We start from the raw sequence: 26,182 nt of genomic DNA, 5'->3' as shown, positions 1-26,182 counted from the left end.
CCAAATGTTCTAAAGAACGCCCATTACATCCAGATGAGTTGACTCCACCAGCAGAACAGGCCGTTCGAGCGGGAGCAGGCCAAAGGCGGCGCGTGCCTTGTCGCAATCGGGATTGTGCTCGCCGTGCTCCCACGACGACTCGAATTCGCGACAGGTGCTGGAGCGCTGTTCATAGATCGAACAACTCACCGTTTTTCCCACCTCGCCACCCAACGCCGTGCAGCGCGGCGCTTTGAACTCGGTGCCCAGCATCGCCACGCGGCTGGGACTGATGCTGGTCACCAGTTCATCGGGCACGGTTCCCCCCGCTGATGCGCATTCACCCCAAAAGAAAGACACGCGAAAGTGTGAACAGCAGGCACCACAATTCAGGCACGGACTGACGTCGGACATAGCTTCGGACCGAGGATAAGGGGGATATGGGAGGTAAGCGCGCTCATTCTAGGCTTCCCATTGCGGCTGGGAAGGGGGGGCAAAAAATAAAGTTCAGGGCAGCTATTCCCTTTAGCAGCACGGCCTGCCAGCGGTGGCGGACTCAAGACCGCTGCCGCCGGCAAGCCGTGCTGCTAAAGGTGATTGCCCTCGATGTCGCGGGCCATTCGATAAAGCGATATCAGCCCTGCGAATGATCACAGACAGGCAAGGTTGGGCTGTCTAGATTTCAGGGTTACGGCGCAGGTGTCTGGCCTGACAACAACAAGAAAGAGGGCGACACATGGTTCATTCCACTCAGGCGACGAATGCGTGGCGCATTCTGTTTTTGCTGTTTCTGGCCAACCTGTTCAATTTCTTCGATCGGACCATCCCCGCCATCATCATCGAACCTATCCGCAAGGAATGGTCATTGAGCGACTTTCAGCTCGGGATCATTGGCACTGCGTTCACGCTGGTGTATGCCATCGCCGGTCTGCCTTTAGGGCGCATGGCCGATACTGGCTCGCGACGCAAACTCATGGGCTGGGGTCTGGCAGCCTGGAGCGCGCTGACGGCGGTGAACGGTCTGGTCAGCAACTTCTGGACATTTTTGCTGGTGCGCATGGGGGTGGGGATCGGCGAGGCGAGTTACGCACCTGCTGCCAATTCACTGATCGGCGATCTGTTTCCAGCGCACAAGCGCTCGCGGGCGATGGGCATTTTCATGTTGGGACTGCCACTGGGCTTGCTGTTGGCGTTTTTCACCATCGGCGCAATGGTCAAAGCGTTCGATAGCTGGCGCGCGCCGTTTTTCATTGCTGCTGTGCCGGGGCTGATCCTGACGGTGTTCATGTTCATGATCCGCGAACCGGCGCGCGGGGCCGCAGACACCGCTGTGGTGACCGAGGAAAAGGTCAATCGACCCATCCGTCGCGTGCTGTCGATCCCCACGTTCCGCTGGTTGGTGCTGGCGGGGCTGGCATTCAACTTCGCCAGCTACGCCTGCAATTCGTTCATGGTGCCCATGCTTCAGCGTTATTTCCTGCTGCCGTTGCAGGACGCGGCGATGGCCACCGGGATGATCGTGGGGGTCACCGGGCTTATCGGCCTGACGGTTGGCGGCTGGGTTGCCGACAAAGTGCATCAACGCTGGGCTAACGGGCGTCTGATGTTTGCGGGGTTGAGCATGACCGTCGCGTGCCTGTGCACCGGGTTTGCGTTGCACGCCGGGAAGATCGAAATCGGTGTGTTCGTGGGCGTGTTCAGCGTGGGTTGGTTGTTTTCCTACAACTTCTACACCTGCGTTTACACCGCCATTCAGGACGTGGTGCAACCTCGGCTGCGCGCCACGGCAATGGCGCTGTTCTTCGCCGGGTTGTATCTGCTGGGCGGTGGTCTTGGGCCTGTGGTGGTAGGGCTGCTGTCTGATCACTTCGCCCATACGGCGATGGCCGCTGCGCAGGTCGAACAGATGAGCGAGGCGTTCAAGGCCATGGGCCTGCATGACGCGATGATGTACCTGATTCCCGGCGCGTTGTTTTTCACGCTGGTGTTTCTGGTGATCGCGTCGAAAAGCTTCAGCCGCGATGCGCAGCGGATGCGGGAGGGGATGGGGGTGGACGCGCCTATGGGGCAGCCGTCGGTTGTGTAAGTGTGAACGCCAAACATTGTAGGAGCGCGCTTGCCCGCGATTGGGGTGTGTCAGATGACATATTCGTCATCGACAAAACGCCATCGCGGGCAAGCGCGCTCCTACAGTAATAAGGTGTTGATCAGCCCGCGACCAGCACCCGAATCGCTTCCAGACGCAGCGCAGCCTTGTCCAGCATCGCCAGCCCCTGTTCACGCAATTCGCGCAATGCCGTCAGTTCGCTGTCGCGAACCGTCGGGTTGACCGCCTGCAACGCCGTCAAGCGCGCCAGTTCCTCATCGGTGTCCGCGGCCAGGCGGCGTTGCGCTTCAGCCACGCGTTCGGCGTGTTTCGGCGCAACCTTCGCTTCAGCGGCGTTGATCTGCGGATTGAGCACGTCACGCTGGGCCTGAATGAACTTGTTGGCGCTGGCGCGCGGTACGCTTTCCAGTTGATCGTTCAAGGTGGTGAATGACACACGGCTCGACAGGTCGTTGCCGTTGCCGTCCAGCAGGCAGCGCAGCGCAGCCGGTGGCAGGTAGCGGCCCAATTGCAGCGAACGCGGCGCGACCACCTCACTGACGTACAGCAACTCAAGCAGCACGGTGCCCGGTTTCAGCGCCTTGTTCTTGATCAGCGCGACTGCGGTGTTGCCCATCGAGCCGGACAGCACCAGATCCATGCCGCCCTGCACCATCGGGTGCTCCCAGGTGATGAACTGCATGTCCTCGCGGGACAGCGCCTGATTGCGGTCGTAGGTGATGGTCACACCTTCGTCGTCGCCCAGCGGGAAGCTGGCATCGAGCATCTTCTCGCTTGGCTTGAGGATCAGGGCGTTTTCAGAATGGTCTTCGCTGTCGATGCCGAAGGCGTCGAACAGGGTCTCCATGTAGATCGGCAGGGTGAACTGGTCGTCCTGTTCGAGAATGGCCTCGACCAGCGCCTCGCCTTCGCCTGCGCCGCCGGAGTTGAGTTCCAGCAGGCGGTCGCGACCGGTGTGCAGCTCGCTTTCCAGACGCTCACGTTCGGTGCGGGCTTCTTTGACCAGTGCTTGCCAGTCGTCTTCATCGCCGCCTTCCAGTTGCGGCAGCAGGCGCGGGCCGAACTGATGTTGCAGGGCGTTGCCGGTCGGACAGGTGTTGAGGAACGCGTTGAGCGCCTCGTGATACCACTGGAACAGGCGCTCTTGCGGGCTGGTTTCCAGATACGGTACATGCAGCTCGATGGTGTGCTTCTGGCCGATCCGGTCCAGACGGCCAATACGCTGTTCCAGCAGGTCCGGGTGTGCAGGCAGGTCGAACAGCACCAAGTGGTGCGAGAACTGGAAGTTGCGACCCTCACTGCCGATTTCCGAGCAGATCAGCACTTGCGCACCGAACTCTTCGTCGGCGAAGTACGCAGCGGCGCGGTCACGTTCCAGAATGTTCATGCCTTCATGGAACACGGTGGCCGGGATACCGGAGCGCACGCGCAGCGCGTCTTCCAGATCCATCGCGGTTTCGGCGTGGGCGCAGATCACCAGCACCTTGACGCGCTTGAGCATTTTCAGCGTGTCGATCAGCCAGTCGACACGTGGGTCGAAACGCCACCAGCGCTCTTCTTCGCTGGATTCGGCCTGGGCCTGGAAGCTGACTTCCGGGTACAGGTCGGCGTGTTCGCCCACCGGCAATTCGAGGTATTCAGCCGGGCAGGGCAGCGGGTACGGATGCAGTTTGCGCTCCGGGAAACCCTGCACGGCGGCGCGGGTGTTACGGAACAGCACGCGACCCGTGCCGTGGCGGTCCAGCAGTTCGCGAATCAGGCGGGCACTGGCTTCGGTGTCGCCATCGGCCACAGCGCCCAGCAGGGATTCGCCTTCGGCGCCCAGGAAGCCCTGAATGGTTTCATGGGCTTTAGGCGACAGATGGCCTTGATCCAGCAACTCCTGAACGGCTTCAGCCACCGGGCGATAGTTTTCGCTTTCGGCGCGGAACGCTTTCAGGTCATGGAAACGGTTCGGATCGAGCAGGCGCAGGCGTGCAAAGTGGCTGTCCTGACCCAGTTGTTCCGGGGTCGCGGTCAGCAGCAGCACGCCGGGAATCACTTCGGCCAGTTGCTCGACCAGCGAGTATTCCGGGCTGACCTTGTCTTCATGCCAGACCAGATGGTGAGCTTCGTCGACGACCATCAAATCCCAGCCCGCAGCAAACAGCGCGTCCTGAGCCTTCTCGTCGTCCACCAGCCATTCCAGCGAAACCAACGCCAGTTGCGTGTCTTCGAACGGGTTGCTGGCATCGCTCTCGATGAAGCGTTCGGCGTCGAACAGCGCGACCTGCAGGTTGAAGCGGCGGCGCATTTCCACCAGCCACTGGTGTTGCAGGTTTTCCGGCACCAGGATCAGCACGCGGCTGGCACGGCCCGACAGCAATTGACGATGGATGACCAGACCGGCTTCGATGGTTTTGCCCAGACCCACTTCGTCCGCCAGCAGAACCCGAGGCGCGATGCGATCGGCGACTTCACGGGCGATGTGCAATTGGTGAGCGATTGGCTGAGCACGAACACCGCCCAGGCCCCACAGCGAGGACTGCAACTGACGGCTGGTGTGTTCCAGGGTGTGGTAGCGCAGTGAGAACCAGGCAAGGGGGTCGATCTGCCCGGCGAACAGACGATCACTGGCCAGACGGAACTGGATGAAGTTCGACAGTTGGGTTTCCGGCAGGCTTACCGGTTGGTTCTGTGCGTTGAGACCGTGGTAGACCAACAGGCCATCAGCGTCTTCGACTTCGCGAACGGTCATTTTCCAGTTCTCGAAGTGGGTGATGGTGTCACCCGGCGAGAAGCGCACCCGCGTCAACGGGGCATTGCGCAATGCATACTGGCGGGTGTCGCCAGTGGCCGGGTAGAGCACGGTCAACAAGCGGCCGTCCTGTGCCAGAACGGTGCCTAAACCCAGCTCGGCTTCGCTGTCGCTAATCCAGCGTTGCCCCGGTTGATACTGCTGCGCCATGCTGCCTGACTCCCGCCTTGAAAAAGCCGACTATGTTAACGGAACAAGCTGCTCAGGCCAAAGCCACATTGTAAAAAGCCCCGTATTTATTGGGCGTGTGGACCTCGAAGGGCACTTGTTGCGAAAAACATAGTCGAAAGTCCCGCACGTTACGGCTCAAGTCGACGAACCGGCAGCCGACAGCTTGATAACAGGAGACCATTACCATGCTGCCACCGCTGATCCCCTTGAGTGCGGCCCCCGTCACTGCGCAGCAGGACCCGGTCAAACCCACGCCGGACATCCCGCCTGTGGCGCCTGCGCAGCCGAGCTCCAATGAAAGCACCATCAACATGGGCCAGCGCGACCCTGAGCAGGCGCAATTGCTGCTGCGTGAAGAACAGCGTCGACAGCAACGACGACGCAAAGACCGACGGGCATCCGATCGTCATCCCGAACTGAACGAAGAGGCTGAACAGGACGCGCATCAACAGGCGCCTGCCGGGCCGGCGATTCCCGGTGATTTCCTCAATGCCGACAACACCGTGCCGGTCGTGCCAATCATCGATGATGAGCCACGTCAGGGCTTGTGGGTCGACTTGAAGGTCTGAGGTGGTGGTCAGCGACTGTGGGATTGCGCATTATGGTCGCCAACGGGCATTCGAGAGCAGCACGTCATGAGTGATGAAAAACTGGTAGACCTGAGTGTCGAGCGCGCCAAGCGCATTCACGACCTCAACGACAAGCGACTCAACGAAGTACGCCAGGCCTTCGAACAGGCGATGCCGCTGGGCAAGGCCAAGAAGAAGTCCAAGAGCAAACCGAAAAAACGCTAGACCCCTCTGCTTTTCTGATCCGGGTCGATCAGGTGTCGCGTCGCGACATTGATCTGGGTCAACACCCCCAAAACCCCCTCTGCGTAATCTGCACCCATCGAACAGGGTCACAGCGGAGGGGCGTTTATGTTTCTCGATCATGCAGTGATAGCGGGCGTTGGCACGGTCATGCTGATACTCAGCTTCTTCGCAGGCCTGTCATTGTTCATCTGGAAAGACTCACGCAAGCGCGGCAAGGATTGAGTCTTCTATAAAAAGAGCACGCAAGGCATTTAGGGCGACTTCGGTCGCCCATTTTTTTTGGCTTCAAGGCGTGAAGAGGTACTTCGGGAGCCGCCGACAAGCCGTGGTGCTACAGGTTTTCAAGTCAGTCGTTGAAGGCAGAACTCCGTTCTTCAACCGACCGTGATGGTCGGCAACTCTGCCAACGTAACCGTTTGTTCTTTGCGAGGCGCAAGAATCTCCGCTTCACCCTCGACCACCAGTTCATCGTTCTGGTTGTACACGTTGGTGGCAATACGGATCTTGAACTTCGGCAGTTTCTCCAGAATTTCCAGACGCACTGTCAGCGTGTCGCCGATCTTCACCGGCTTCTGAAAGCTCATCTTCTGACCCAGGTAAATGGTCCCCGGGCCAGGCAGTTCACAGGCCACTGCGGCGCTGATCAGTGCGCCACTGAACATGCCGTGGGCGATGCGATCCTTGAACATGGTCTTGGCGGCGAACTCGGCATCCAGATGCACCGGGTTACGGTCGCCGGACATTTCGGCGAACAACTGGATGTGACGCTCTTTGACGGTCTTGGTGTAGCTGGCCTTCTGGCCGACTTCCAGCGCTTCGTAGGGCGTGTTGGTAACTTGAGTCATGCTGCGATCCTGTGACTGAAGGTGAAAAGTGATAACGAGTGCTTCATTCGCTGCGCGGCGGCCGTGGCTCCGTCAGCGCCTCGTCGAACCAGGCGAGTAAATCACGGGTGACTTCGTCGCGGTTGGTTTCATTGAGAATTTCATGGCGCGCCTGGGGGTAGATCTTCAACGTGACGAACGGATGATCGGTCCCGCTCAAGGCGTCGGCCAGATCCTTGAGACGTCGCCCTTCGCTCACCGGATCACATTCGCCGCCCATGATCAGCATCGGCAGGCTTTTGTCGATTTGCGCCAGGTTGGACGGTTTGCTGATTTGCTGCAGGCCGCCGAGCATGTCCAGCCAGAACTGATTGGTGCAGCGAAAGTCGCACAGTGGGTCGTTGACGTAGTGGTCGACCTCGACCGGATCGCGGCTGAGCCAGTCGAATGAGGTGCGCACCGGCTTGAATCGGGTGTTGAAGGAGCCGAACGAGAGAAACTCGATCAACGCACTGCGCCCGGTCGGTCCCTGACGCCAGCGCTCCATGCGGGCCACCACGGCCGCAGTGCGATAGAGCGAAACCGGCTGGAAATTCGAGCCACTGAGCACCGCGCCCTGAAGACTGGCGCTGTGGTGCATCAAATACGCCTGCGCGATGTAGCTGCCCATGCTATGGCCCAGCAGAAACATGGGTGTACCCGGGTGATGTTGGGCAATTGAGGCGCGAAGGGTCGCCAGATCGCCCACCACCTTGTTCCAGCCATCCCGATCCGCGTAATGCCCCAGCACGCCATGATCGGCAGTACGGCCATGGCCGCGCTGGTCGTGGGCATACAAGGCAAGGCCCGCGTCGGTCAGTGCCTGACCCAGTCGTTCGTAACGTCCGCTGTGTTCGGCCATGCCATGGGACAGCATCACCACCGCTCTGGGGGCCGTTATCGGCTGCCATGTGTTGACGAACAGGCGATTGTGATCGGGTGTGTCCAGCCAAAAGGCATCGTGTTTCATGGCGTTTCCCTGGCCTTGTATAAAATTGTCTTGAAAAACCGCTTTAGTGGGTCTTTTCCAGCAGTGTATAGCCGTTACCGAATGGCGGTCAGGCCACTCGCAAGATTCACGTCATTGATGACACCAGCGAGTGTATTTGCCTTGTTCGCGTTAGCTGCTAACGTCCCGCAAGCACCCGTGCACGACAGCGGGGCCAGCACTCTCAGGTAAGAGGATAAAAAGAACATGCAACCTGATTTCTGGAATGACAAGCGCCCGGCGGGCGTCCTCTCTGAAGTGGATTTGCACGCGTATCAGTCCGTGGTCGAGGTCTTCGAGCGCAATTGCAAGAAGTACGCGGATCGCCCGGCGTACAGCAACATGGGCGTGACCCTGACCTACGCCGAGCTTGAGCGGCAATCGGCGGCCTTCGCCGGGTATCTGCAACAACAGACCGAACTCAAACCGGGCGACCGCATCGCGGTGCAAATGCCGAACCTGATCCAATACCCCATTGCGGTCTTCGGCGCCATGCGCGCCGGGCTGATCGTGGTCAATACCAACCCGCTCTATACCGCGCGGGAAATGCGCCACCAGTTCAAGGATTCCGGCGCCCGGGCGCTGGTGTACCTGAACGTCTTCGGCAAGAACGTGCAGGAAGTACTGCCGGACACCGACATTCAGTACCTGATCGAAGTGAAGATGGGCGACTTGCAATCCGCCGCCAAAGGCTGGCTGATCAACACCGTCGTCGAGAAGGTCAAGAAGATGGTGCCCGAGTACGATTTGCCTCAGGCCGTGTCGTTCAAGAGTGTGTTGAAGATCGGGCAGGGCGATCACTTGCAGCGGGTGCAACTGGATCTGGACGACATCGCGGTCCTGCAATACACCGGCGGCACCACCGGCTCGCCCAAGGGCGCGATGCTGACCCATGGCAACCTGGTGGCCAACATGCAACAGGTCTATGCCTGCATGTTGCAGCACGATGTGGACGGGTTGCCGATCTTCAAGCAAGGCAGCGAAATCATGATCGCGCCGCTGCCGATGTACCACATCTATGCGTTCACCTGTAACTGCATGTGCATGATGGTCAGTGGCAACCACAACGTGCTAATCACCAACCCTCGCGACATTGCCGGCTTCATCAAAGAACTCAAAAAGTGGAAGTTCTCGGCGATGCTTGGTCTCAATACCCTGTTCGTGGCCTTGATGGATCATCCGGACTTCAAGAGCCTGGACTTCTCCAGCCTGCGCCTGACCAACTCGGGCGGTACGGCGTTGGTCAAAGCCACCGCAGAGCGCTGGTTGCAACTGACCGGTTGCCCCATTGTGGAAGGTTATGGCCTGACCGAGACGTCACCGGTCGCCACGGCCAACCCCTATGGCGGCAAGTCGAAGCTGGGCACGGTCGGCATGCCGGTGCCGGGCACGACCGCCAAGGTGATCGATGACGAGGGCGTCGAACTGCCTTTGGGCGAGCGCGGCGAGCTGTGCCTGAAGGGGCCGCAAATCATGCTGGGTTACTGGCACAAACCGGATGCGACGGCGGAAGTCATCGACAGCGAAGGCTGGCTCAAGACCGGCGACATTGCGGTGATCGACCCGGACGGGTTCATTCGCATCGTTGACCGTAAGAAAGATCTGATCATCGTGTCGGGCTTCAACGTGTACCCCAACGAAATCGAAGACGTCGTGTCCCGTCATCCGAAAGTCGCCAATTGCGCGGTGATCGGTGTGCCGGACGAGCGCTCGGGGGAGGCGGTGAAGCTGTTTGTGGTGCCCAGAGACTCAAGCCTGACCACCGAAGAATTGAAGACCTACTGCAAGGAGAACTTCACCGGTTACAAAATTCCTAAATACATCGTGCTTCGCGAGTCGTTGCCGATGACGCCTGTAGGCAAGATCCTGCGGCGAGAGCTGCGCGACATCGCCTGAAACGGCTATAAACAAAAACGGCGTGTTGAGAAACACGCCGTTTTTTGTGTTCGAAAGATTTGTACGCCAATCATCGGCCCGACAGCGAACCCTGTGGGAGCGTATTCATTCGCGATGCGGTGGTGCAACCGAAAAATATGTGTCGGATCTACGGCCCAATCGCGAATGAATTCGCTCCCACAGGTGAACGTCGGCGTCAGGTAGGGCGTAGGATTTTTCGACATTTAGGTTCATTGCTCTAAACATGACTAAACGCAATTCAAGAGTCATGTTTGTGACTGTGGGGGCTGCTTTTGCCTCTGGTGGCCCCTTGGCAAAGCTGCTACGCTCGGCCCGCTTTTTGTTCTGTCGATAAGCAAAAAGCGGTTGCTACAAACATTCCAAACACAAGAAATCATCGCTTTGAGCGGTGTGTAGAAACGCTGTCGCTGAGGAGTCGGCTTCCATGATCGAAAATTTCTGGAAGGATAAATATCCGTCTGGCATCGCTGCCGATATCGATCCGGACGAGTATCCAAACGTCCAGGCCGTATTGAAACAGTCCTGCGAGCGTTTCGCCAATAAACCTGCGTTCAGCAACCTGGGCAAGACACTCACCTATGGTGAGCTGTATCAGTTGTCGGGAGCATTCGCAGCGTACCTGCAACACCACACCGACTTGCAGCCGGGCGATCGCATCGCCGTGCAACTGCCCAACGTATTGCAGTACCCGATTGCCGTATTCGGCGCCATCCGCGCCGGTCTGATCGTGGTCAACACCAACCCGCTGTACACCGCGCGGGAAATGGAACACCAATTCAACGACTCCGGTGCCAAGGCGCTGGTGTGCCTGGCCAACATGGCGCACCTGGCCGAGAAGGTCGTGCCCAAGACCGGCGTCAAGCATGTCATCGTCACCGAAGTCGCCGACCTGCTGCCGCCGCTCAAGCGTCTGCTGGTCAACAGCGTCATCAAATACGTGAAGAAAATGGTCCCGCCGTTTCATCTGCCCAAAGCCGTCAAATTCAACGACGTGCTGGCGCAGGGGCAAGGCAAATCGGTCAACGACGCTTCGCCTAAAAGCAGCGACGTTGCCGTGCTGCAATACACCGGCGGCACCACCGGCGTGGCCAAGGGCGCGATGCTGACTCACCGCAACCTGATTGCCAACATGCTGCAATGCAAGGCTCTGATGGGCTCGAACCTCAACGAAGGCACGGAAATCCTCATCACCCCGCTGCCGCTGTACCACATCTATGCGTTCACCTTTCACTGCATGTCGATGATGCTGATCGGCAACCACAACATCCTGATCAGCAACCCGCGCGACCTGTCAGCAATGGTCAAGGAGCTGTCGAAGTGGAAGTTCAGCGGCTTCGTCGGCCTGAACACGTTGTTCGTGGCACTGTGCAACAACGCCGACTTCCGTAACCTGGATTTCTCTTCGCTGAAAGTCACCCTCTCAGGCGGCATGGCGTTGCAACAGGCGGCGGCAGAACGCTGGAAGGAAGTCACCGGTTGTTCGATCTGCGAAGGCTACGGCATGACCGAAACCAGCCCGGTGGCCACTGTCAACCCGATCCAGAAAATCCAGATGGGCACCATCGGCATTCCCGTGCCGTCGACCCTGTGCAAGACCATCAACGACGCGGGTGAAGAGCTGCCGCTGGGCGAAGTGGGCGAGCTGTGTGTCAAAGGCCCGCAGGTCATGAAAGGCTACTGGCAGCGTCAGGAGGCCACTGACGAAATGCTCGACGCTGAAGGCTGGTTGAAGACCGGTGACATCGCGATCATTCAGCCTGACGGTTACATGCGCATCGTCGACCGCAAGAAGGACATGATTCTGGTGTCCGGCTTCAACGTGTACCCGAACGAACTGGAAGACGTGCTCGCGACACTGCCGGGCGTGCTGCAGTGCGCGGCCATTGGTGTGCCGGACGAGAAGTCGGGCGAGGCGATCAAGATTTTCGTGGTGGTCAAGCCCGGTGCGACGCTGAGCAAAGAGCAGGTCATGGAACACATGCGCGGTAACGTCACGGCGTACAAAGTGCCGCGCAGCGTGGAATTCCGCGATGCGCTGCCAACCACCAACGTAGGCAAGATCCTGCGCCGTGAATTGCGCGATGAAGAGTTGAAGAAGCTGGCGTTGAAGAAACCGGCATAAGCGTTTCCCCTTACCAGACCCCGCCCTCGTGCGGGGTTTTTGATTTGATGTCGATGACCCCTGTAGCAGTCGATCAGCGATTTTTGATTCGACACCATCATTGTGGGAGCCAGCTTGCTGGCGAATGCGGGGTGTCAGGCACCGCAGCTTTGAATGACACACCGTATTCGCCAGCAAGCCGGCTCCCACAGGTTGTGCATGATCATGGGTAAATCTGCGACAATCCGCGCCCTGCATTCAGACAGAAAAGACTTCGCGCCCTGATGACCGACGAATCGCCCTCCATCGACCAACTGCTCAAGAACCTCGACCACGCGATGATCAGTGATCGTCATCGCCTGCGTCGCCAGTTGCACGAACTGCGCAAGAAGCCCGACGAGGCGAAGCTGGCGCAGTGGGTCGAGCGTGTGCAGGCGTCGTGCGCGCTGGTCACGTCACGCAAACAGAGCGTGCCGACCATTCGCTATGACGAAAACCTGCCCATCGCTGCCAAGCGCGACGAGATCAAGGCGGCGCTGCTCAAGCACCAGGTGCTGATCATCGCGGGCGAGACCGGTTCAGGCAAGACCACGCAGTTGCCGAAAATCTGTCTGGAAATCGGTCGCGGCCAGCACGGCCTGATCGGTCACACCCAACCCCGTCGAATCGCTGCACGCAGCGTCGGCGCTCGCGTGGCCGAGGAAATTGGCACGCCACTGGGCGGTCTGGTCGGCTATCAGGTGCGCTTCGAGGATCAAAGCGACGAGAACACCCTGATCAAGCTGATGACCGACGGTATTCTGTTGGCCGAAACCCAGCACGACCGTTTTCTTGAGCGTTACGACACGATCATCGTCGACGAGGCCCATGAACGCAGCCTGAACATCGACTTTCTGCTGGGCTACCTGAAAACCCTGCTGCCCCGTCGCCCGGACCTCAAAGTCATCATCACCTCGGCGACCATCGACCTGGAGCGTTTCTCGGAGCATTTCGACAAGGCACCCATTATCGAAGTCTCGGGCCGGACCTTCCCGGTGGACACCTGGTATCGCCCGCTGACCGCCGAGCAGGACGAAGAGGGCAACAGTGTCGAGGATGACCTGACCGTCGATCAGGCGATTCTGGCGACGCTGGACGAACTGGCCGCTTTCGAACGGGCCGAACGCAAATCGCCGGGCGACGTGCTGGTGTTTCTGCCCGGCGAGCGAGAGATTCGCGACGCTGCCGAGGTGCTGCGCAAGGCGCAACTGCGCCACACCGAGATTCTGCCGCTGTATGCGCGCCTCACGCCTGCCGAACAGGCGAAGATTTTCCAGTCCCATCCCGGCCGTCGCGTGGTGTTGGCCACCAACGTCGCCGAAACCTCGCTCACGGTCCCCGGCATTCGTTACGTGATCGACACCGGCACCGCGCGGATCAGTCGCTACAGCTACCGCGCCAAGGTTCAGCGCCTGCCGATTGAAGCCATTTCCCAAGCCAGCGCCAACCAGCGCAAGGGCCGTTGCGGGCGGGTTGAACCGGGCCTGTGCGTACGCTTGTACAGCGAAGAAGATTTCCTCGCGCGCCCGGAATTCACCGACCCCGAGATTCTGCGCACCAACCTTGCGGCGGTCATCTTGCAGATGCTGCATTTGCGGCTGGGCCAGATCACCGACTTCCCCTTCATCGAGCCGCCGGATGGCAAGGCGATCAGCGACGGTTTCAACCTGTTGCAAGAGCTGTCAGCGGTTAACCGCGAAAACCAGCTCACCCCGCTGGGCCGCCAACTGGCGCGCCTGCCGGTGGACCCTCGCATGGGCCGAATGCTGCTGGAAGCGGCCAAACAGGGCAGTCTTCAGGAAGTGCTGATCGTCGCCAGCGCGATGTCGATTCAAGACCCTCGCGAGCGTCCGCCTGAGCGTCAGCAGGCCGCTGACCAGGCCCACGCACAATGGAAGGATCAGGACTCGGACTTTGCCGGGCTGGTCAATCTGTGGCGCGGTTTCGAAGAGCAGCGCCAAGCGCTCACCGCCAGCCCGCTGCGTAACTGGTGTCGCCGTAACTTCCTCAACTACCTGCGACTGCGTGAGTGGCGCGACTCTCATCGCCAACTGAGCCTGATCTGTCGTGACCTGCAACTGAACGTCAACAAGGCGCCGGCGGATTACCCGAAATTCCACAAGGCGGTGCTCTCTGGCTTGTTGAGCCAGATCGGCCAGAAGACCGAAGAAGGCGATTACCTCGGCGCCCGTCAGCGGCGATTCTGGGTGCACCCGTCCTCCGGTTTGGGCAGAAAACGCCCGCAATGGATCATGGCCGCCGAACTGGTGGAAACCACCAAGCTCTACGCGCGCATGGTGGCCAAGATCGAGCCGGACTGGATCGAGCCGCTGGCCAGCCATCTGGTCAAGAAAAACCACTTCGAACCCCATTGGGAGAAGAAGCGCGGCCAGGTCGTGGCCTACGAGCAGATCACGCTGTTTGGTTTGATCATTGTCGGGCGGCGTCCGGTGCATTTCGGCCCGATTGATCCTGTGGTCTCTCGCGAGTTTTTCATTCGTGAGGGGTTGGTGCGGGGCGAGATTCAGTCCCGGGCCAAATGCCTGAGCGCCAACACCCGATTGCTGGAGCAGCTCGACGAACTGGAGGCCAAGGCCCGCCGTCGGGACATTCTGGCCGACGAAGAGACCTTGTTCGGTTTCTATGAGGCACGCCTGCCCGCCGAGATTCACCAGACCGCGACCTTCGACGCCTGGTATCGGATTGAAAGCCAGAAGAACCCGCAACTGCTGATCATGCGCGAGGAGGACGTGCTGGCGCGGGAGGCCAGTGAGGTCACCGCCAACCTGTACCCGGACACCCTGCGCCTGGGCGATCTGACCCTGCCGCTGAGCTATCACTTTGAACCCAACCATGCCCGCGACGGCGTGACCTTGCGGGTTCCGGCGCCGTTGCTGCTGTCGTTGCCCGCCGAGCGGCTGGAATGGCTGGTGCCGGGCTTGCTGGAAACCAAATGTGTGGCGCTGGTGCGCAACCTGCCCAAAGCCTTGCGCAAAAACTTTGTGCCAGTGCCGGACTTCGTCAAGGCCGCGCTGCAACGCATGGTCTTCGCGGATGGCTCGCTGCCTCAGGCGTTGGGCCGCGAATTGCTGCGCATGACCGGTGCACGGGTGACCGACGAAGCGTGGGTCGAGGCCGCGCAGCAGGTGGAGAGCCACCTGAAAATGAACCTGGAAGTGGTCGACGCCAACGGCAAGTTCCTCGGCGAAGGCCGTGATCTGGATGCCTTGACCGCCCGTTTCGCCGAGGCCGGACAGGCCGCGTTGGCTGTGCCGCAGTCGGCGAAAAGTCAGCAGCCGGTGGAGGCCAAAGGCTTCGCCAAAGTAGAAGAGAAGACTCAGCAGAAGATCGCCGGGTTGTCGATGACGGTCTATCCAGCGCTGGTAGAAGAGGGTGGCACGGTCAAGGAGGGGCGCTTCTCGACCCAGACCGAAGCCGAGTATCAGCACCGTCGTGCGTTGCAGCGTTTGTTGCTGCAACAACTGGCCGAGCCTGCGAAATTCCTGCGCAGCAAACTGCCGGGGCAGACCGAGCTGGCGTTGCTGTATCGCGACATGGGCCGGGTCGACGCGTTGATCGAAGACATCCTGCTGGCGAGCCTCGACACCTGCATTCTCGACGGCGAAGCCACCTTGCCACGGGATGGTGCAGGCTTGCTGTCGTTGGCCGAACGCAAGCGCGGCAACCTGACCGAGCATGCCGAGCGACTGGCGCGGCTGACGCTGGAAATCCTCAAGCTGTGGCACGGCCTGCAAAAGCGCTTCAAGGGCAAGATCGATCTGACTCAGGCCGTGGCGCTGAACGACATCAAGGCGCAGCTTGGAAAGCTGGTGTATCCCGGTTTCGTCCGCGAAACCCCGGCGGTCTGGCTCAAGGAGCTGCCACGCTATCTGAAGGCCATCGAGCTGCGTCTCGAAAAACTGGGCGCTCAAGTGCAGAAGGACAGAGTCTGGAGCATCGAACTGGGCAATCTCTGGGCGCAATACCAGATCCGCGCCGACAAACATGCCCAAGAGGGCAAGCGCGACGCGGAACTGGTGGTGTATCGCTGGTGGCTGGAGGAGTACCGTGTGTCGCTGTTCGGCCAGCAACTGGGCACCAAGGTGCCGATTTCCGACAAGCGCCTGAGCAAGCAGTGGGCGGCAGTCGAGGGGTGAGGCCTGCCGCCTAAAGGGCGGTGCCTGACATGACGACCTCCAGCACCCGAATCTGCCCCGGCTGCGGGTAATGCCAGCGCACATCCAGATCCCAGAACTGCGCCCCGTAACGGCGCTCAGGCGTCGGTTGCTGGTAGGCAGGGCGCGGGTCTTGGGCCAGGCACTGTTCGATCAGTTCGACCAGAGGCTCACTCAAGCGTAATGCGTGCTCGTGAGCCTGCCCCAGCGCGCTGTCATCCCACGACACCGGAATCAACTCCGGCGCAGCGGCGGCCATGCTGTTGCGCGCTTCGGGAATGATGTCCGCGTAGGGCACGTAGGGCTTGACGTCCAGCACGGGCGTGCCGTCCAGTAAATCGATACCCGATAGCCACAGACGGCCTGCTTCGACTTTCTCCAGCTTCACCACCGACTGGCCGATGCCATTGGGGCGGTGGGTCGCGCGGGTGGCGAACACCCCCATGGACTGGTTGCCGCCCAGACGGGGAGGACGCACTTTCAGGCGCGGTTTGTCTTCCAGCGCTTCGTGGAACAGGAACAACAGCCAGACATGGCTGACCTGCTCCAGCCCCTGCACCGCGTCGCCCTGATCGAAGGGCGCCACCAGTTCCAGCACGCCCCGCGCGGCGGGCGCCAGTTGCGGCTGGCGCGGGATGGCAAACTTTTCCTTGAAACAGGAGCGGACGAAACCGATGGGCGAGACGCTGTAAGGCTGATTCATCGGAGGGGCAATCGCGCTCAACCGCGAACGCGCAACGTCAGGCCGCGCAGGAAATTGCGCAGCAACTGCTCGCCGCACGGACGGTAGTTGTTATGGCCTGGCTTGCGGAACAGGGCGCTTAGTTCAGGTTTGGAAATCGGAAAGTCGGACGCCTGAAGCACGGCGAGCATGTCTTCTTCCTTGAGTTCGAAGGCGACGCGCAGTTTCTTGAGGATGATGTTGTTGGTCATCGGCAGTTCGATGGGCAATGGCGGGCGGCTCTCGTCCTTGCCGCGTTTGAAGAACACCAGGCCGTCGAGGAAATACGCCAGCACTTCATCGCTGCACGGCTCGAAGCCTTCTTCTTCCTCTTTTTTGGTGAGGGCGATCACTTGGGCCTTGGTCACGTCAAGGCCGCCGAGTTTGATGATGTCCGCCAACTTGCCATCGCTGATATTCAGCGTGTAGCGAATGCTGCGCAGTACGTCGTTGTTCATCATGATGCATGTGTCCTGATCGGTATGAGCACGCGCGACATCTCGCGCCGCGCTGAAAAACGGGGGTTAAAACTTTTCTTTTTCAGTCAGGTAGCGCCACTGGCCTTCGGGCACTTTGCCGATGGACACGCCACCGACGCGAATCCGGCGAATGGACACGACCTTCAGGCCAACCGCTTCGCAAAGCTGGGCGATGATTCCGGGCTGCGGATTCTTCATGGCGAAGCGCAGGCGGGTCTCGTTCTGCCAACTGGCTTTGACCTTCGGCAGTTCCTTGCCTTTGTACATCAGGCCGTGGTTCAGGCGATTGAGGCCATGGGGCGCCATTTCGCCGTCGATTTCGACCACATATTCCTGCTCGATCTTGCTGCGGTCGTCGGTGAGCTTGCGCAGGATTTTCCAATCCTGGCTGAACACCATCAGGCCGCTGGCGTTGGCTTGCAGCGTGGAAATGGCTTCCTGACGCAGAAAATGGCCCTTGAGGGGGCGTTTGCCGACGCTGTGCTCTGCCGAGAGGGTGGCAGGCGTGATCAGGCTCAGGGCTTTTTCAGGGGACATGCCGGCTGGCACGTTGAGCAGCAGCGTCACCGGCTCCGGTTTGTCGGCCTTGGCCTCAGGGCTCAGGGCGACGACCTGGCTATCGACCTTGAATTGCGGCTCGTCGATGACGACGCCATCCACAGTGACCCAGCCGCCCTCGATGAACAGTTCGGCTTCGCGGCGGGAACAACCGACAAGCTCGATCAGGCGTTTGGAAAGACGAATGGGGTCAGTCATGAGAAAAGCCGTTACAGAAGGGAAAGGCGCCTATTGTACCCGTGCATGCACCGTTAATCGCGGCAACATTGAAAATGACGGCTCGATAGGACTCCATTCGAGGGATTTTTCCGAGAGCGGCTCAGGTCTGCTCTTGATTCCCACTCTGTCTGGAGCGTTTTCATGACCAAATGGCTACCCGCGTTGCTGATGGGCGTCAGCCTGCCGCTGATGGCGGCACAAACACCGTCCTACGGGCCGCAACTGGAGGGGTTCCAGTACCCGTTTGCGGCGCAGAACTTCAGTTTTGAATCCCAGGGCAAACAGGTGCAGATGGGTTACATGGACATCAAGCCGACCGGCACCCCCAATGGCCGCAGCGTGGTGATGCTGCACGGCAAGAACTTCTGCGGTGCGACGTGGGAGGGCAGCATCAAGGCGCTGACCGCCGCGGGGTATCGTGTGGTGGCGCCGGACCAGATCGGTTTCTGCCGCTCCAGCAAACCTGCGGATTATCAGTATTCCTTTGAGCAACTGGCGCAGAACACCAAAGCGTTGCTGACGAGCCTGGGCATCGATCACGTTACGGTGGTCGGGCATTCCATGGGCGGCATGCTGGCGACCCGGTTTGCCCTGATGTACCCGGATCAGGTGGATCAACTGATGCTGGTCAACCCCATCGGTCTTGAGGACTGGAAGGCCAAGGGTGTGCCAGATCGCAGCTTTGACGACTGGTACGCCCGCGAGCTGAAGACCAGCGCTGAAAGCATCCGCAAATACCAGCAGTCGACCTACTACGCCAACGAATGGCGCCCGGAATTCGATCATTGGGTCGACATGCAGGCGGGGATGTTCAACGGCAAGGGCAAGGAAGAAGTGGCCCGGGCCTCGGCGCAGACCTACGGGATGATCTTCAATCAGCCGGTGTTCTACGATTTCGAAAAGCTGAAGATGCCGACCGTGCTGTTCATCGGGCAGAAGGACAACACCGCCATCGCCAAGGACGCCGCGCCTGAAGAACTGCGCAAAACATTGGGCAATTACCCGGAGCTAGGCAAGGCGGTCGCCGAACGCATTCCACAGGCCACCTTGATCGAGTTCGCGGGGCTGGGCCATGCGCCACAGATTCAGGACCCGCAACAGTTCAACCGGGTGTTGCTGGAAAGCCTCAAACGCTGAGGCCGCCAACCTGTGGGAGATTCTATGTTGCCTGGCCAACCGCCTTCGTCGGAACGCCGCCCGCACCAAGGCGGCTCCCACAGGGTAGTTCCGGGTCAGGGCCTGCGCGGCAACAGGCTCGGCACCGCGTGCATCAACGCATTGATCGCAAAACCAATGAACATCACCCCACACAAGCGCGTGATGGTGAGCTCATGGCGTTGGTACACCGCACGCACCTGCCGCGCGCCGACCACGCCAACGATGATCCCGTAGGCCACGATCCCGCCCAGCGTGCTGATCAGAATCAACAGCGGCAGCATCGACCAGTTCAGTAGATCGGCCCGGCTGGAAAGCAGCGCGGTGAAGGTCGCCACGGCCACCGGGTACGCCTTGGGATTGGTCAGGCCGAACATGATGCCGTGCCAGAACGGGTGGCGACCTGAGGCTTTGGGTTCGCCTTCGGTGCTGCGTTTGGCGCGGATCGCGCGCCAACCCAGCCAGAACAAAAACAGGCCACTGATAATGCCCAGCACGTCGAACGCTGTGGTGCCGATCACCTTGGCACCAATGATCGCGGCCAGCGCGGTACTGCACCAGATCACGTCCCCCAACAGATGCCCACTGAGAAACGCCGCCCCTGCGCGACGGCCTTTGGACGCGCCAATGCCGAACACCGCCAATACACCAGGACCAGGCGAGATGGCGTAGATAAAACCGGAGGCGAGTACGGCGAGCAGCAAAGACGAAGTCATGGGGGCCTTCTTCTTGTTTATGGGAAAAAAGGAAGTGCTGACGGGATGTATGCCCGAGTGTAGATGAGCGGATGACTAAGTTTCGAGCCTTTTCATACGTTTAAAGAGGGCGTAGCGCAGTTGTAAAAAATCGGTACAGAACGTAAAAAGTGCGCCCACGAAATCCCCTCTGGAGCTTCACCGTCGATGACCACCTCGCACCGATCTGCCGCAGGCTTCAGCCGCCTGCTGCCGCTGAGCCTTGCCTTTGCTTCGCCATGGCTGGCCGCGCAAGAAGCCGAGCCGCTGACGCTGGACGCAGTGAAAGTGTCGGGCGAGGAGTTGTCGGTGTATCAGGCGGACAGCGCATCGGTGGGTGGTTTCGGCGAAAAACCAGTGCGTGACACGCCCGCGTCCATTTCCGTGTTCACTGAGGCGCGTTTGAAGGATCAGCAGGCGAAGCTGCTCAGCGATGTGCTGCGCAACGACGCCTCGGTGGGGGACAGCTACGCCCCGGTGGGCTACTACGAGAACTTCGTGGTGCGTGGTTTTTCGCTCAATGCCGCCAACAGCTATCGCATCAACGGCCGCAGCATCACCGGCGAGCAGAACGTGGCACTGGAGAACAAGGAGCAGGTCGAGCTGCTAAAGGGGCTGTCTGGCCTGCAAAGCGGCGTTTCAGAGCCGGCGGGCGTGGTCAACTACAAGACCAAGCGCCCGGAAGACGTCCGCTCGGTGACGGTCTCCACCAATGAGCACGGCGAGCGTTACATCGCCACCGATGTGGGCGGCTGGTTCGGCAGCGAAAAGCAGTTCGGCCTGCGCGCCAACGTCGCCCACGAAGACATCCGCTCTTACGTCGAGCATGCCGATGGGCAGCGGGACTTCGCCTCCCTGGCCTTCGACTGGAACATCAACGACCAGTCCACCTTGCAACTGGATGTCGAGTACCAGACCAAGGAGCAGCGCTCGGTGCCGGGGTACCAATTGATCGGCGGCACCGAGCTGCCTCACGATGCGTCACCGCGCAAGCTGCTGGGTTATCAGAGCTGGTCGAATCCGGTGGGCATCGACTCGTTGAACATGAACGGCCGTTATGAATACCGATTCAGTGACGACTGGAAAGCCAGCCTCAGCGCCTCACGCAGCCGTGTGGTGATCGACGACTACAGCGCCTTCGCCTATGGCTGCTATTACCAGACCGATTGCCCGGCAACGCCGGTGACCGGCCATTTCAACACCGACGGTGGTTACGATATCTACGATTTCCGTAGCCCTGACGACACGCGGCGCAACGATGAAATCGAAGCCGCGATGACAGGGCTGTTCAACACCGGCTGGCTGAAACATGAACTGACGTTCGGCACCAGCGCGTTCCGCCGCACTGTGGATACTCGCCCGTATTTCAGCGAGTACGTGGGCTCGGGAAACATCAATCAAACGCCTGAAACCTTTGCACCGTCCGACTTGCCGGTAGGGCACACCGAGCGACGTCTGGACAGCCGCCAGTATGGGCTGTTCGCCACTGATCGCATCAGCTTCAACGAGCATTGGCAGACCGTGATCGGCGGGCGACAGGTACGCCTCGACGAGAAGGCCTACAACGAAGACGGCAGTGACAATCGCCACACCCAGCGCTCGATCTTCTTGCCGCAAGGCGCGTTGATCTACAAGCCGGTGGACAATGTTTCCCTGTACACCAGCTACAGCAAAGGCCTGTCACTGGGCGGTACGGCATCGGTGTTCGACACCAACGTGGGTGAAATCCTTGCGCCAACGATTTCTCGCCAACTGGAAGCCGGGGTCAAGTACGACTGGCGCCGCATGAGCTTCACCGCTGCGCTGTTCCAGACCCGTCAGGCCTATCAGTATTCGAAACCCAATGACGACGGCAGCCTGACTTTCGTTCAACAGGGCCAGCAAAAGAACACCGGGCTGGAGCTAAGCGCCAACGGCTGGCTGACCTCGCAACTGCAAATCGCCGCCAGCGTCGCAGCGATCAAGGCGCGGGTGGAGAACAGCGGCACGGCGGCGTACGAAGATCATCAGGCGATCAACGTGCCCAAATACCGGGGCAGTCTGTCAGCGGACTACAGTCTGCCGATTCCGGGTCTGGCGCTGCTGGGCGGCATGCAATACAGCGCCAGCAAATACGCCAACCGCGAGGGCTCGGTGAAGGTCGACGATTACACGGTGTTCAACGCGGGCAGTCGCTACAGCACCAAAATCGACGGTTACGACACCGTGTTCCGGCTGACGGTCGATAACTTGTTCGACAAACGTTACTGGCGTGATGTCGGCGAATACCTGGGCGACGACTACCTGTTCCTCGGCTCGCCCCGTACTGCGCGGTTGTCGGCGACGGTGAGTTTTTAAGTGACTTGAGCAGCCTTTCGGCTCACTCCCACAGGGGCGGTGTTTGAAGCGTGATTGTTCGGTGCCTGGGCGGTAGGTGATCTTGCGCAGGGGATGACACCAGCACCTTCCAGCCTGGCGAGGAAAAGCGCATCCTGTCGCTCTGGCGTTAACAGGCTGTGCACGGACAGGCATGTTCGTGCGTGTTCTTCTGACGGATGCGCAACATGATCGAACTCAGACCAGGCTCCATTCCGGACATCCCCTTGTTGTGGTCGCTGCGCACACGGGCCGTGCGGCACTTATGTGCCAGCCATTACTCGCCGGAACAGATCGAGGTCTGGAGCGAGTCTCCTCCGCCTGAGTCTTACCTGCGCCTGCTGGCCACTCGCTGCGCCTTGATCGCCGAAGAGGAGGGCCAACTGTTGGGCTATGGGATTCTGGACCGACAGAGCGGCGAGGTGATTGCGGTGTTCGTCGAGCCTGCTCATGCAGGAAGGGGCGTGGGCAAGCGCTTGATGGAGGGGCTGGAAGCCATCGCGGCCGAAGAGCATTTCACTCGGCTTTACCTGTATGCCTCGCTGAATGCGGCGGACTTCTACCGGGCGATGGGGTTTGTCGCCATTCGCGATGACGGCTATGAGCACCCGAGCGGCATCACCCTGCGCAGCCTGTATATGGAGCGGGACATGCCTGCGGAATCGGTGCACTGATTCCGCAGTTTTCTCTCTGGATTGTGTTCGGCGAGCCTGTGCCGTTTTCACCCCGTTCGCGCTGACTTCAAAGCGGTGTTCATGCCGGTCTTGAGGTTTTCACCGTGAAAGCGTTGTCCTCGAAGCGCGAAGCGGTTTTCGTGGTTTCTGTAGGAGATCACGTGTCCGTCGGCAAGTCGGACTGTGACAGGGATCAGCGTTACGAACAAAATCAGGTTCGGGTATTGGGCGGCGATGACGCTGGCATTGGGCCCCTCTGGCTTGCTAACGTCGACATGTCACTCAACAGGGAAATTGGGCCATGCCAGCACAGTACCCGTTGCAACGCCGTATCCAGGATGGACGCCCGCTGCTGATCACAGCCCCCGTGCAGACGAGCAGTGACGACATCCTGCATCGCTACCGCGAAGGGCAATTGTGGGCCGTTCGGCAAGGTGTGATCACCGCCGAACTGGATACGGGCAGTTGGGTCGTGCCTGCTCGGCGCATCGGCTGGATCCCCCCTGGCGTTGCTCATGCAGCGCGCGTCCATGACACTGCCACCGGTTGCATGGTCTACCTGCGCCCCGATCTCTGCCCGCTGTTCCCGACCACACCTACTGTGTTCGACATGACCCCATTGTCCGGCGCACTGCTTGAACGCATCGCGCAATGGCCTGATCATTCCGGCGAGCTGTCTCCGCCACAGAACCGTCAACTGGACGTCTTGTTCGACGAACTGAAGATTTCGCCTGCTCACCCGCTTTTTCTGCCCATGCCCAGCAGCCCGCATCTGGTGGGTATGACCTTGACCATCGTCGCCGACCCGGCCAACAAAACCAGTCTCGACGACTGGGCGCGGCGTGTGGGGATGTCGCGGCGCGGTCTCACCCGCCACTTTCGTGCAGAGACCGGTATGTCGCTGGTGCAATGGCGCATCGTCGCGCGGATGAAGCGCGCGCTGGAACTGCTGGCCCAGGGCGACAGCGTCAACCGCGTGGCGCAACGCCTGGGCTACGACAGTGTCAGCACCTTCATTGGTGCCTTCAGCGCCCAGTTCGGTATGACGCCCGGCACTTATGCCCTGTGATGTGACCTGATTCCGGTTGTCTGCCAGCCGCCCGTTGGGCGCAAGCTTTGTTATCCTGCGCGCCTTTGCCGCACCTGACGGCTTTTCACTCTGCCAAATGGGGTCTTCCATGACAGCCATTCTTCGACCACGTCCACAACCGATCAGCCGGGGCGATTACAAGACCCTGGGCCTGGCGGCGCTGGGCGGGGCACTGGAAATCTACGATTTCATCATTTTCGTGTTCTTTGCGCTGACACTGAGCCAGCTGTTTTTTCCGCCGGAAATGCCCGAATGGCTGCGGCTGTTGCAGAGCTTCGGCATCTTCGTCACCGGTTACCTCGCTCGCCCGCTGGGCGGCATTCTCATGGCCCATTTCGCCGACAAACTCGGCCGCAAACGGGTGTTCAGCCTCAGCATCATGATGATGGCCTTGCCGTGCCTGCTGATCGGCGTGATGCCGACTTACGCCGAAATCGGCTACTGGGCGCCGCTGGCACTGCTGGGCCTTCGCGTGCTGCAAGGTGCGGCGGTCGGTGGCGAAGTGCCGAGTGCCTGGGTGTTCGTCGCCGAGCATGCACCGAAAGGCCATCGAGGTTACGCGCTAGGTGTATTACAGGCAGGTCTGACGTTCGGCTATCTGATCGGCGCGCTGACCGCGACCTGGCTGGCGAAGGTGTTCAGCCACGCGGAAATCCTCGATTTCGCCTGGCGCATTCCATTTCTGCTGGGCGGCGTGTTCGGTGTGATCGGCGTGTGGCTGCGGCGCTGGTTGAGCGAGACGCCCGTGTTCATGGCGCTCAACGCCCAGCGCGAAGGCCTGACCGAACTGCCGTTGCGCGCTGTCATACGCGAACACCGTCAGTCGCTGCTTCCGGCCGCCTTGCTCACCTGCGTGCTGACGTCTGCGGTCGTCACGCTGGTGGTGATCACGCCAACCGTGATGCAGCAACGGTTTGGCATGAGCCCTAGCGACACGTTCGCCCTGAGCAGCGTCGGCATCGTGTTTCTGAACATCGGCTGCGTGCTGGCGGGGCGTCTGGTAGACCGCATCGGCGCCTGGTGGGGCGTCGTGTTGTACAGCCTGCTGCTGCCAGTGGGCGTTGGTCTGTTGTACGCCAGCCTGGTCGTCCAGTGGTTGCCGGTCGGGCTGGCATATGCAGTCGCCGGGCTGGCCTGTGGCATCGTCGGTGTGGTGCCGTCGGTCATGGTCGGACTGTTCCCGGCGAACATTCGCGTGTCCGGCATCTCATTGACCTACAACATCAGTTACGCGCTGTGGGCCAGCACCACGCCGCTGGCGCTGATCGCGCTGATGCCATGGAGCCCGTGGGTATGCGTCGGCTACTGCGCGATCATGGGCGCAGTGGGCCTGCTGACGGCGATGTTTTTCGGCCTGCGCAAAGGCATGCAGGTGGATGACGTGCTGCCTGCGGGGTGCAGCAACTGATTGACGGGGCGTCATTGAGTGGCGCCCGGTGCAGGACTACCCTGATGACGCTGGTGTGCCTCTGATGACAAAAACAGGAGAGCCGTCATGAGCGTCAAACCTATCCCCGAGGGTCAGCACAGCCTGACCGTCTACATGGGCGTTTCGCCCGCTGCCGAAGCCATCGAGTTTTACAAGAGAGCGTTTGGTGCCAAGGAAATGTTCCGCCTGGAAGCGCCGGGCGGACGCGTTGGCCATGCCGAGCTGCAGATCGGCGATTCACGCATGATGCTGTCCGAGCCGTGCGATCAGGGAGGCTTCAACAGCCCCGAGCCCGGTGGCAAGACCGCCTTTGCCATGCATCTGTACGTCCCCGATGTCGATGAACAATTCAAGCGCGCCGTCGAGGCAGGGGCGACAGTGGTCACCGAGGTTCAGGACATGTTCTACGGCGACCGCAGTGGCAGCGTCCGCGATCCTTTCGGGCATCTCTGGTTCATCGGGACTCACAAGGAGGACCTCACACCTGATGAAATTCGTGAGCGTGCCATGAAAATGTTCAGTCAGCCGACGTCCTGATACGTCGTCAGCCATTTCCTTTTTTTATGTAGTGCGACCAGCTGTTTCTCTGGGGTTGGTCGCACTTTCCTAATGCTGCAAGTGTTCGGCCTGCTTCGCTATTCATGACCGCGCAATTGTAACGAGTGATTGTATTTGCAGTTTTCTACGTTTATTGTCGCGGCCCGAAATATGAGCGTGTCGATTCGTGTGCAAACACTTGTTTGCGCCATGGGCTATTCATGTTCGATGACAGTGCTGTAGGGGAATGTCAGGAATGTTTCTCAAATTTTTGTAGGA

General features: G+C 60.1%; 21 protein-coding genes. 13 read left to right on the top strand and 8 right to left on the bottom strand.

All coding sequences use genetic code 11. The features are described from left to right. Positions 1–9 precede the first annotated feature (9 nt). Positions 10–393: a YkgJ family cysteine cluster protein gene (locus ACI5GA_RS09910; protein ID WP_404636268.1), complete on the bottom strand. Its 384-nt coding sequence runs from the start codon at positions 391–393 to the stop codon at positions 10–12. Between the two features lie 322 nt (positions 394–715). Between ACI5GA_RS09910 and ACI5GA_RS09905 the strand changes: the two genes are divergently transcribed. After that, on the top strand, positions 716–2,065 hold the full coding sequence (locus tag ACI5GA_RS09905) for a spinster family MFS transporter (protein ID WP_421422684.1): 1,350 nt from the start codon (positions 716–718) through the stop codon (positions 2,063–2,065). 121 nt (positions 2,066–2,186) lie between these two features. Here ACI5GA_RS09905 and rapA read toward each other — a convergent pair whose 3' ends face one another. Further along, entirely contained in the window at positions 2,187–5,033 is a 2,847-nt protein-coding gene (gene rapA / locus ACI5GA_RS09900; protein WP_421422683.1) for an RNA polymerase-associated protein RapA, read from the bottom strand. 206 nt (positions 5,034–5,239) lie between these two features. Here rapA and ACI5GA_RS09895 point away from each other — a divergent pair, with 206 nt between their 5' ends. The 3 genes from ACI5GA_RS09895 (at position 5,240) to ccoM (ending at position 6,091) form a co-directional block, all read left to right on the top strand. Then, positions 5,240–5,623, top strand: coding sequence for an aspartate-semialdehyde dehydrogenase (locus ACI5GA_RS09895; protein WP_404636208.1), 384 nt, complete (start codon positions 5,240–5,242; stop codon positions 5,621–5,623). Between the two features lie 66 nt (positions 5,624–5,689). Next, the gene (locus ACI5GA_RS09890; RefSeq protein ID WP_404636209.1) at positions 5,690–5,848 is read left to right on the top strand and encodes a hypothetical protein; all 159 of its coding nucleotides are present in this window, start codon (positions 5,690–5,692) and stop codon (positions 5,846–5,848) included. A gap of 126 nt (positions 5,849–5,974) precedes the next feature. After that, positions 5,975–6,091 (top strand): cytochrome c oxidase subunit CcoM, encoded by a 117-nt coding sequence (gene ccoM / locus ACI5GA_RS09885; protein ID WP_404636210.1) that lies wholly within the window; start codon positions 5,975–5,977, stop codon positions 6,089–6,091. Between the two features lie 152 nt (positions 6,092–6,243). Here ccoM and ACI5GA_RS09880 read toward each other — a convergent pair whose 3' ends face one another. After that, the gene (locus ACI5GA_RS09880) at positions 6,244–6,714 is read right to left on the bottom strand and encodes a MaoC family dehydratase (protein WP_421422682.1); all 471 of its coding nucleotides are present in this window, start codon (positions 6,712–6,714) and stop codon (positions 6,244–6,246) included. Positions 6,715–6,757: 43 nt separating this feature from the next. Continuing rightward, positions 6,758–7,702, bottom strand: a complete 945-nt coding sequence (locus tag ACI5GA_RS09875; RefSeq protein WP_421422681.1) for an alpha/beta hydrolase — start codon at positions 7,700–7,702, stop codon at positions 6,758–6,760. A gap of 225 nt (positions 7,703–7,927) precedes the next feature. Between ACI5GA_RS09875 and fadD2 the strand changes: the two genes are divergently transcribed. The 3 genes from fadD2 (at position 7,928) to hrpA (ending at position 15,934) form a co-directional block, all read left to right on the top strand. Further along, the gene (gene fadD2 / locus ACI5GA_RS09870; protein ID WP_421422680.1) at positions 7,928–9,616 is read left to right on the top strand and encodes a long-chain-fatty-acid--CoA ligase FadD2; all 1,689 of its coding nucleotides are present in this window, start codon (positions 7,928–7,930) and stop codon (positions 9,614–9,616) included. 445 nt (positions 9,617–10,061) lie between these two features. Next, positions 10,062–11,759 (top strand): long-chain-fatty-acid--CoA ligase FadD1, encoded by a 1,698-nt coding sequence (gene fadD1 / locus ACI5GA_RS09865; RefSeq protein ID WP_404636214.1) that lies wholly within the window; start codon positions 10,062–10,064, stop codon positions 11,757–11,759. 263 nt (positions 11,760–12,022) lie between these two features. After that, the gene (gene hrpA / locus ACI5GA_RS09860; protein WP_421422679.1) at positions 12,023–15,934 is read left to right on the top strand and encodes an ATP-dependent RNA helicase HrpA; all 3,912 of its coding nucleotides are present in this window, start codon (positions 12,023–12,025) and stop codon (positions 15,932–15,934) included. 10 nt (positions 15,935–15,944) lie between these two features. Here the strand turns inward: hrpA and tsaA are convergent, their stop codons facing one another. From tsaA to ACI5GA_RS09845, 3 genes are all read right to left on the bottom strand, one after another. Next, positions 15,945–16,655, bottom strand: a complete 711-nt coding sequence (tsaA, locus tag ACI5GA_RS09855; protein WP_404636216.1) for a tRNA (N6-threonylcarbamoyladenosine(37)-N6)-methyltransferase TrmO — start codon at positions 16,653–16,655, stop codon at positions 15,945–15,947. Between the two features lie 17 nt (positions 16,656–16,672). Then, on the bottom strand, positions 16,673–17,134 hold the full coding sequence (locus ACI5GA_RS09850) for a DUF1456 family protein (protein ID WP_404636217.1): 462 nt from the start codon (positions 17,132–17,134) through the stop codon (positions 16,673–16,675). Between the two features lie 63 nt (positions 17,135–17,197). Further along, positions 17,198–17,908, bottom strand: coding sequence for an rRNA pseudouridine synthase (locus ACI5GA_RS09845; protein ID WP_404636218.1), 711 nt, complete (start codon positions 17,906–17,908; stop codon positions 17,198–17,200). Positions 17,909–18,070: 162 nt separating this feature from the next. Here ACI5GA_RS09845 and ACI5GA_RS09840 point away from each other — a divergent pair, with 162 nt between their 5' ends. Beyond that, positions 18,071–19,066, top strand: coding sequence for an alpha/beta fold hydrolase (locus ACI5GA_RS09840; RefSeq protein ID WP_421422678.1), 996 nt, complete (start codon positions 18,071–18,073; stop codon positions 19,064–19,066). A 95-nt stretch (positions 19,067–19,161) separates the two neighbouring features. Here the strand turns inward: ACI5GA_RS09840 and ACI5GA_RS09835 are convergent, their stop codons facing one another. Next, positions 19,162–19,800 carry a LysE family translocator gene (locus ACI5GA_RS09835; RefSeq protein ID WP_421422677.1) on the bottom strand — a complete coding sequence of 213 codons (639 nt, stop codon included), beginning with the start codon at positions 19,798–19,800 and terminating at the stop codon, positions 19,162–19,164. A gap of 186 nt (positions 19,801–19,986) precedes the next feature. Here ACI5GA_RS09835 and ACI5GA_RS09830 point away from each other — a divergent pair, with 186 nt between their 5' ends. The 5 genes from ACI5GA_RS09830 to ACI5GA_RS09810 all read left to right on the top strand — a co-directional run bounded on the left by ACI5GA_RS09830 (position 19,987) and on the right by ACI5GA_RS09810 (position 25,903). Next, a complete protein-coding gene (locus tag ACI5GA_RS09830; RefSeq protein ID WP_421422676.1) occupies positions 19,987–22,155 on the top strand; it encodes a TonB-dependent siderophore receptor in 2,169 nt (722 codons plus the stop codon). A 206-nt stretch (positions 22,156–22,361) separates the two neighbouring features. Then, positions 22,362–22,847, top strand: coding sequence for a GNAT family N-acetyltransferase (locus ACI5GA_RS09825; RefSeq protein WP_404636222.1), 486 nt, complete (start codon positions 22,362–22,364; stop codon positions 22,845–22,847). A 301-nt stretch (positions 22,848–23,148) separates the two neighbouring features. Further along, the gene (locus ACI5GA_RS09820) at positions 23,149–23,916 is read left to right on the top strand and encodes a helix-turn-helix transcriptional regulator (protein ID WP_404636223.1); all 768 of its coding nucleotides are present in this window, start codon (positions 23,149–23,151) and stop codon (positions 23,914–23,916) included. Between the two features lie 109 nt (positions 23,917–24,025). Then, complete coding sequence (locus tag ACI5GA_RS09815) at positions 24,026–25,345, top strand: MFS transporter (protein ID WP_404636224.1); 1,320 nt, start codon at positions 24,026–24,028, stop codon at positions 25,343–25,345. A gap of 87 nt (positions 25,346–25,432) precedes the next feature. Continuing rightward, positions 25,433–25,903 (top strand): VOC family protein, encoded by a 471-nt coding sequence (locus ACI5GA_RS09810; protein ID WP_421422675.1) that lies wholly within the window; start codon positions 25,433–25,435, stop codon positions 25,901–25,903. The last annotated feature ends 279 nt before the right edge of the window (positions 25,904–26,182 follow it).

The sequence above is a fragment of the Pseudomonas sp. Pseu.R1 genome, assembly GCF_045764065.1.
Lineage (GTDB): Bacteria > Pseudomonadota > Gammaproteobacteria > Pseudomonadales > Pseudomonadaceae > Aquipseudomonas.
This window is presented reverse-complemented; position numbering and strand designations above follow the sequence as displayed.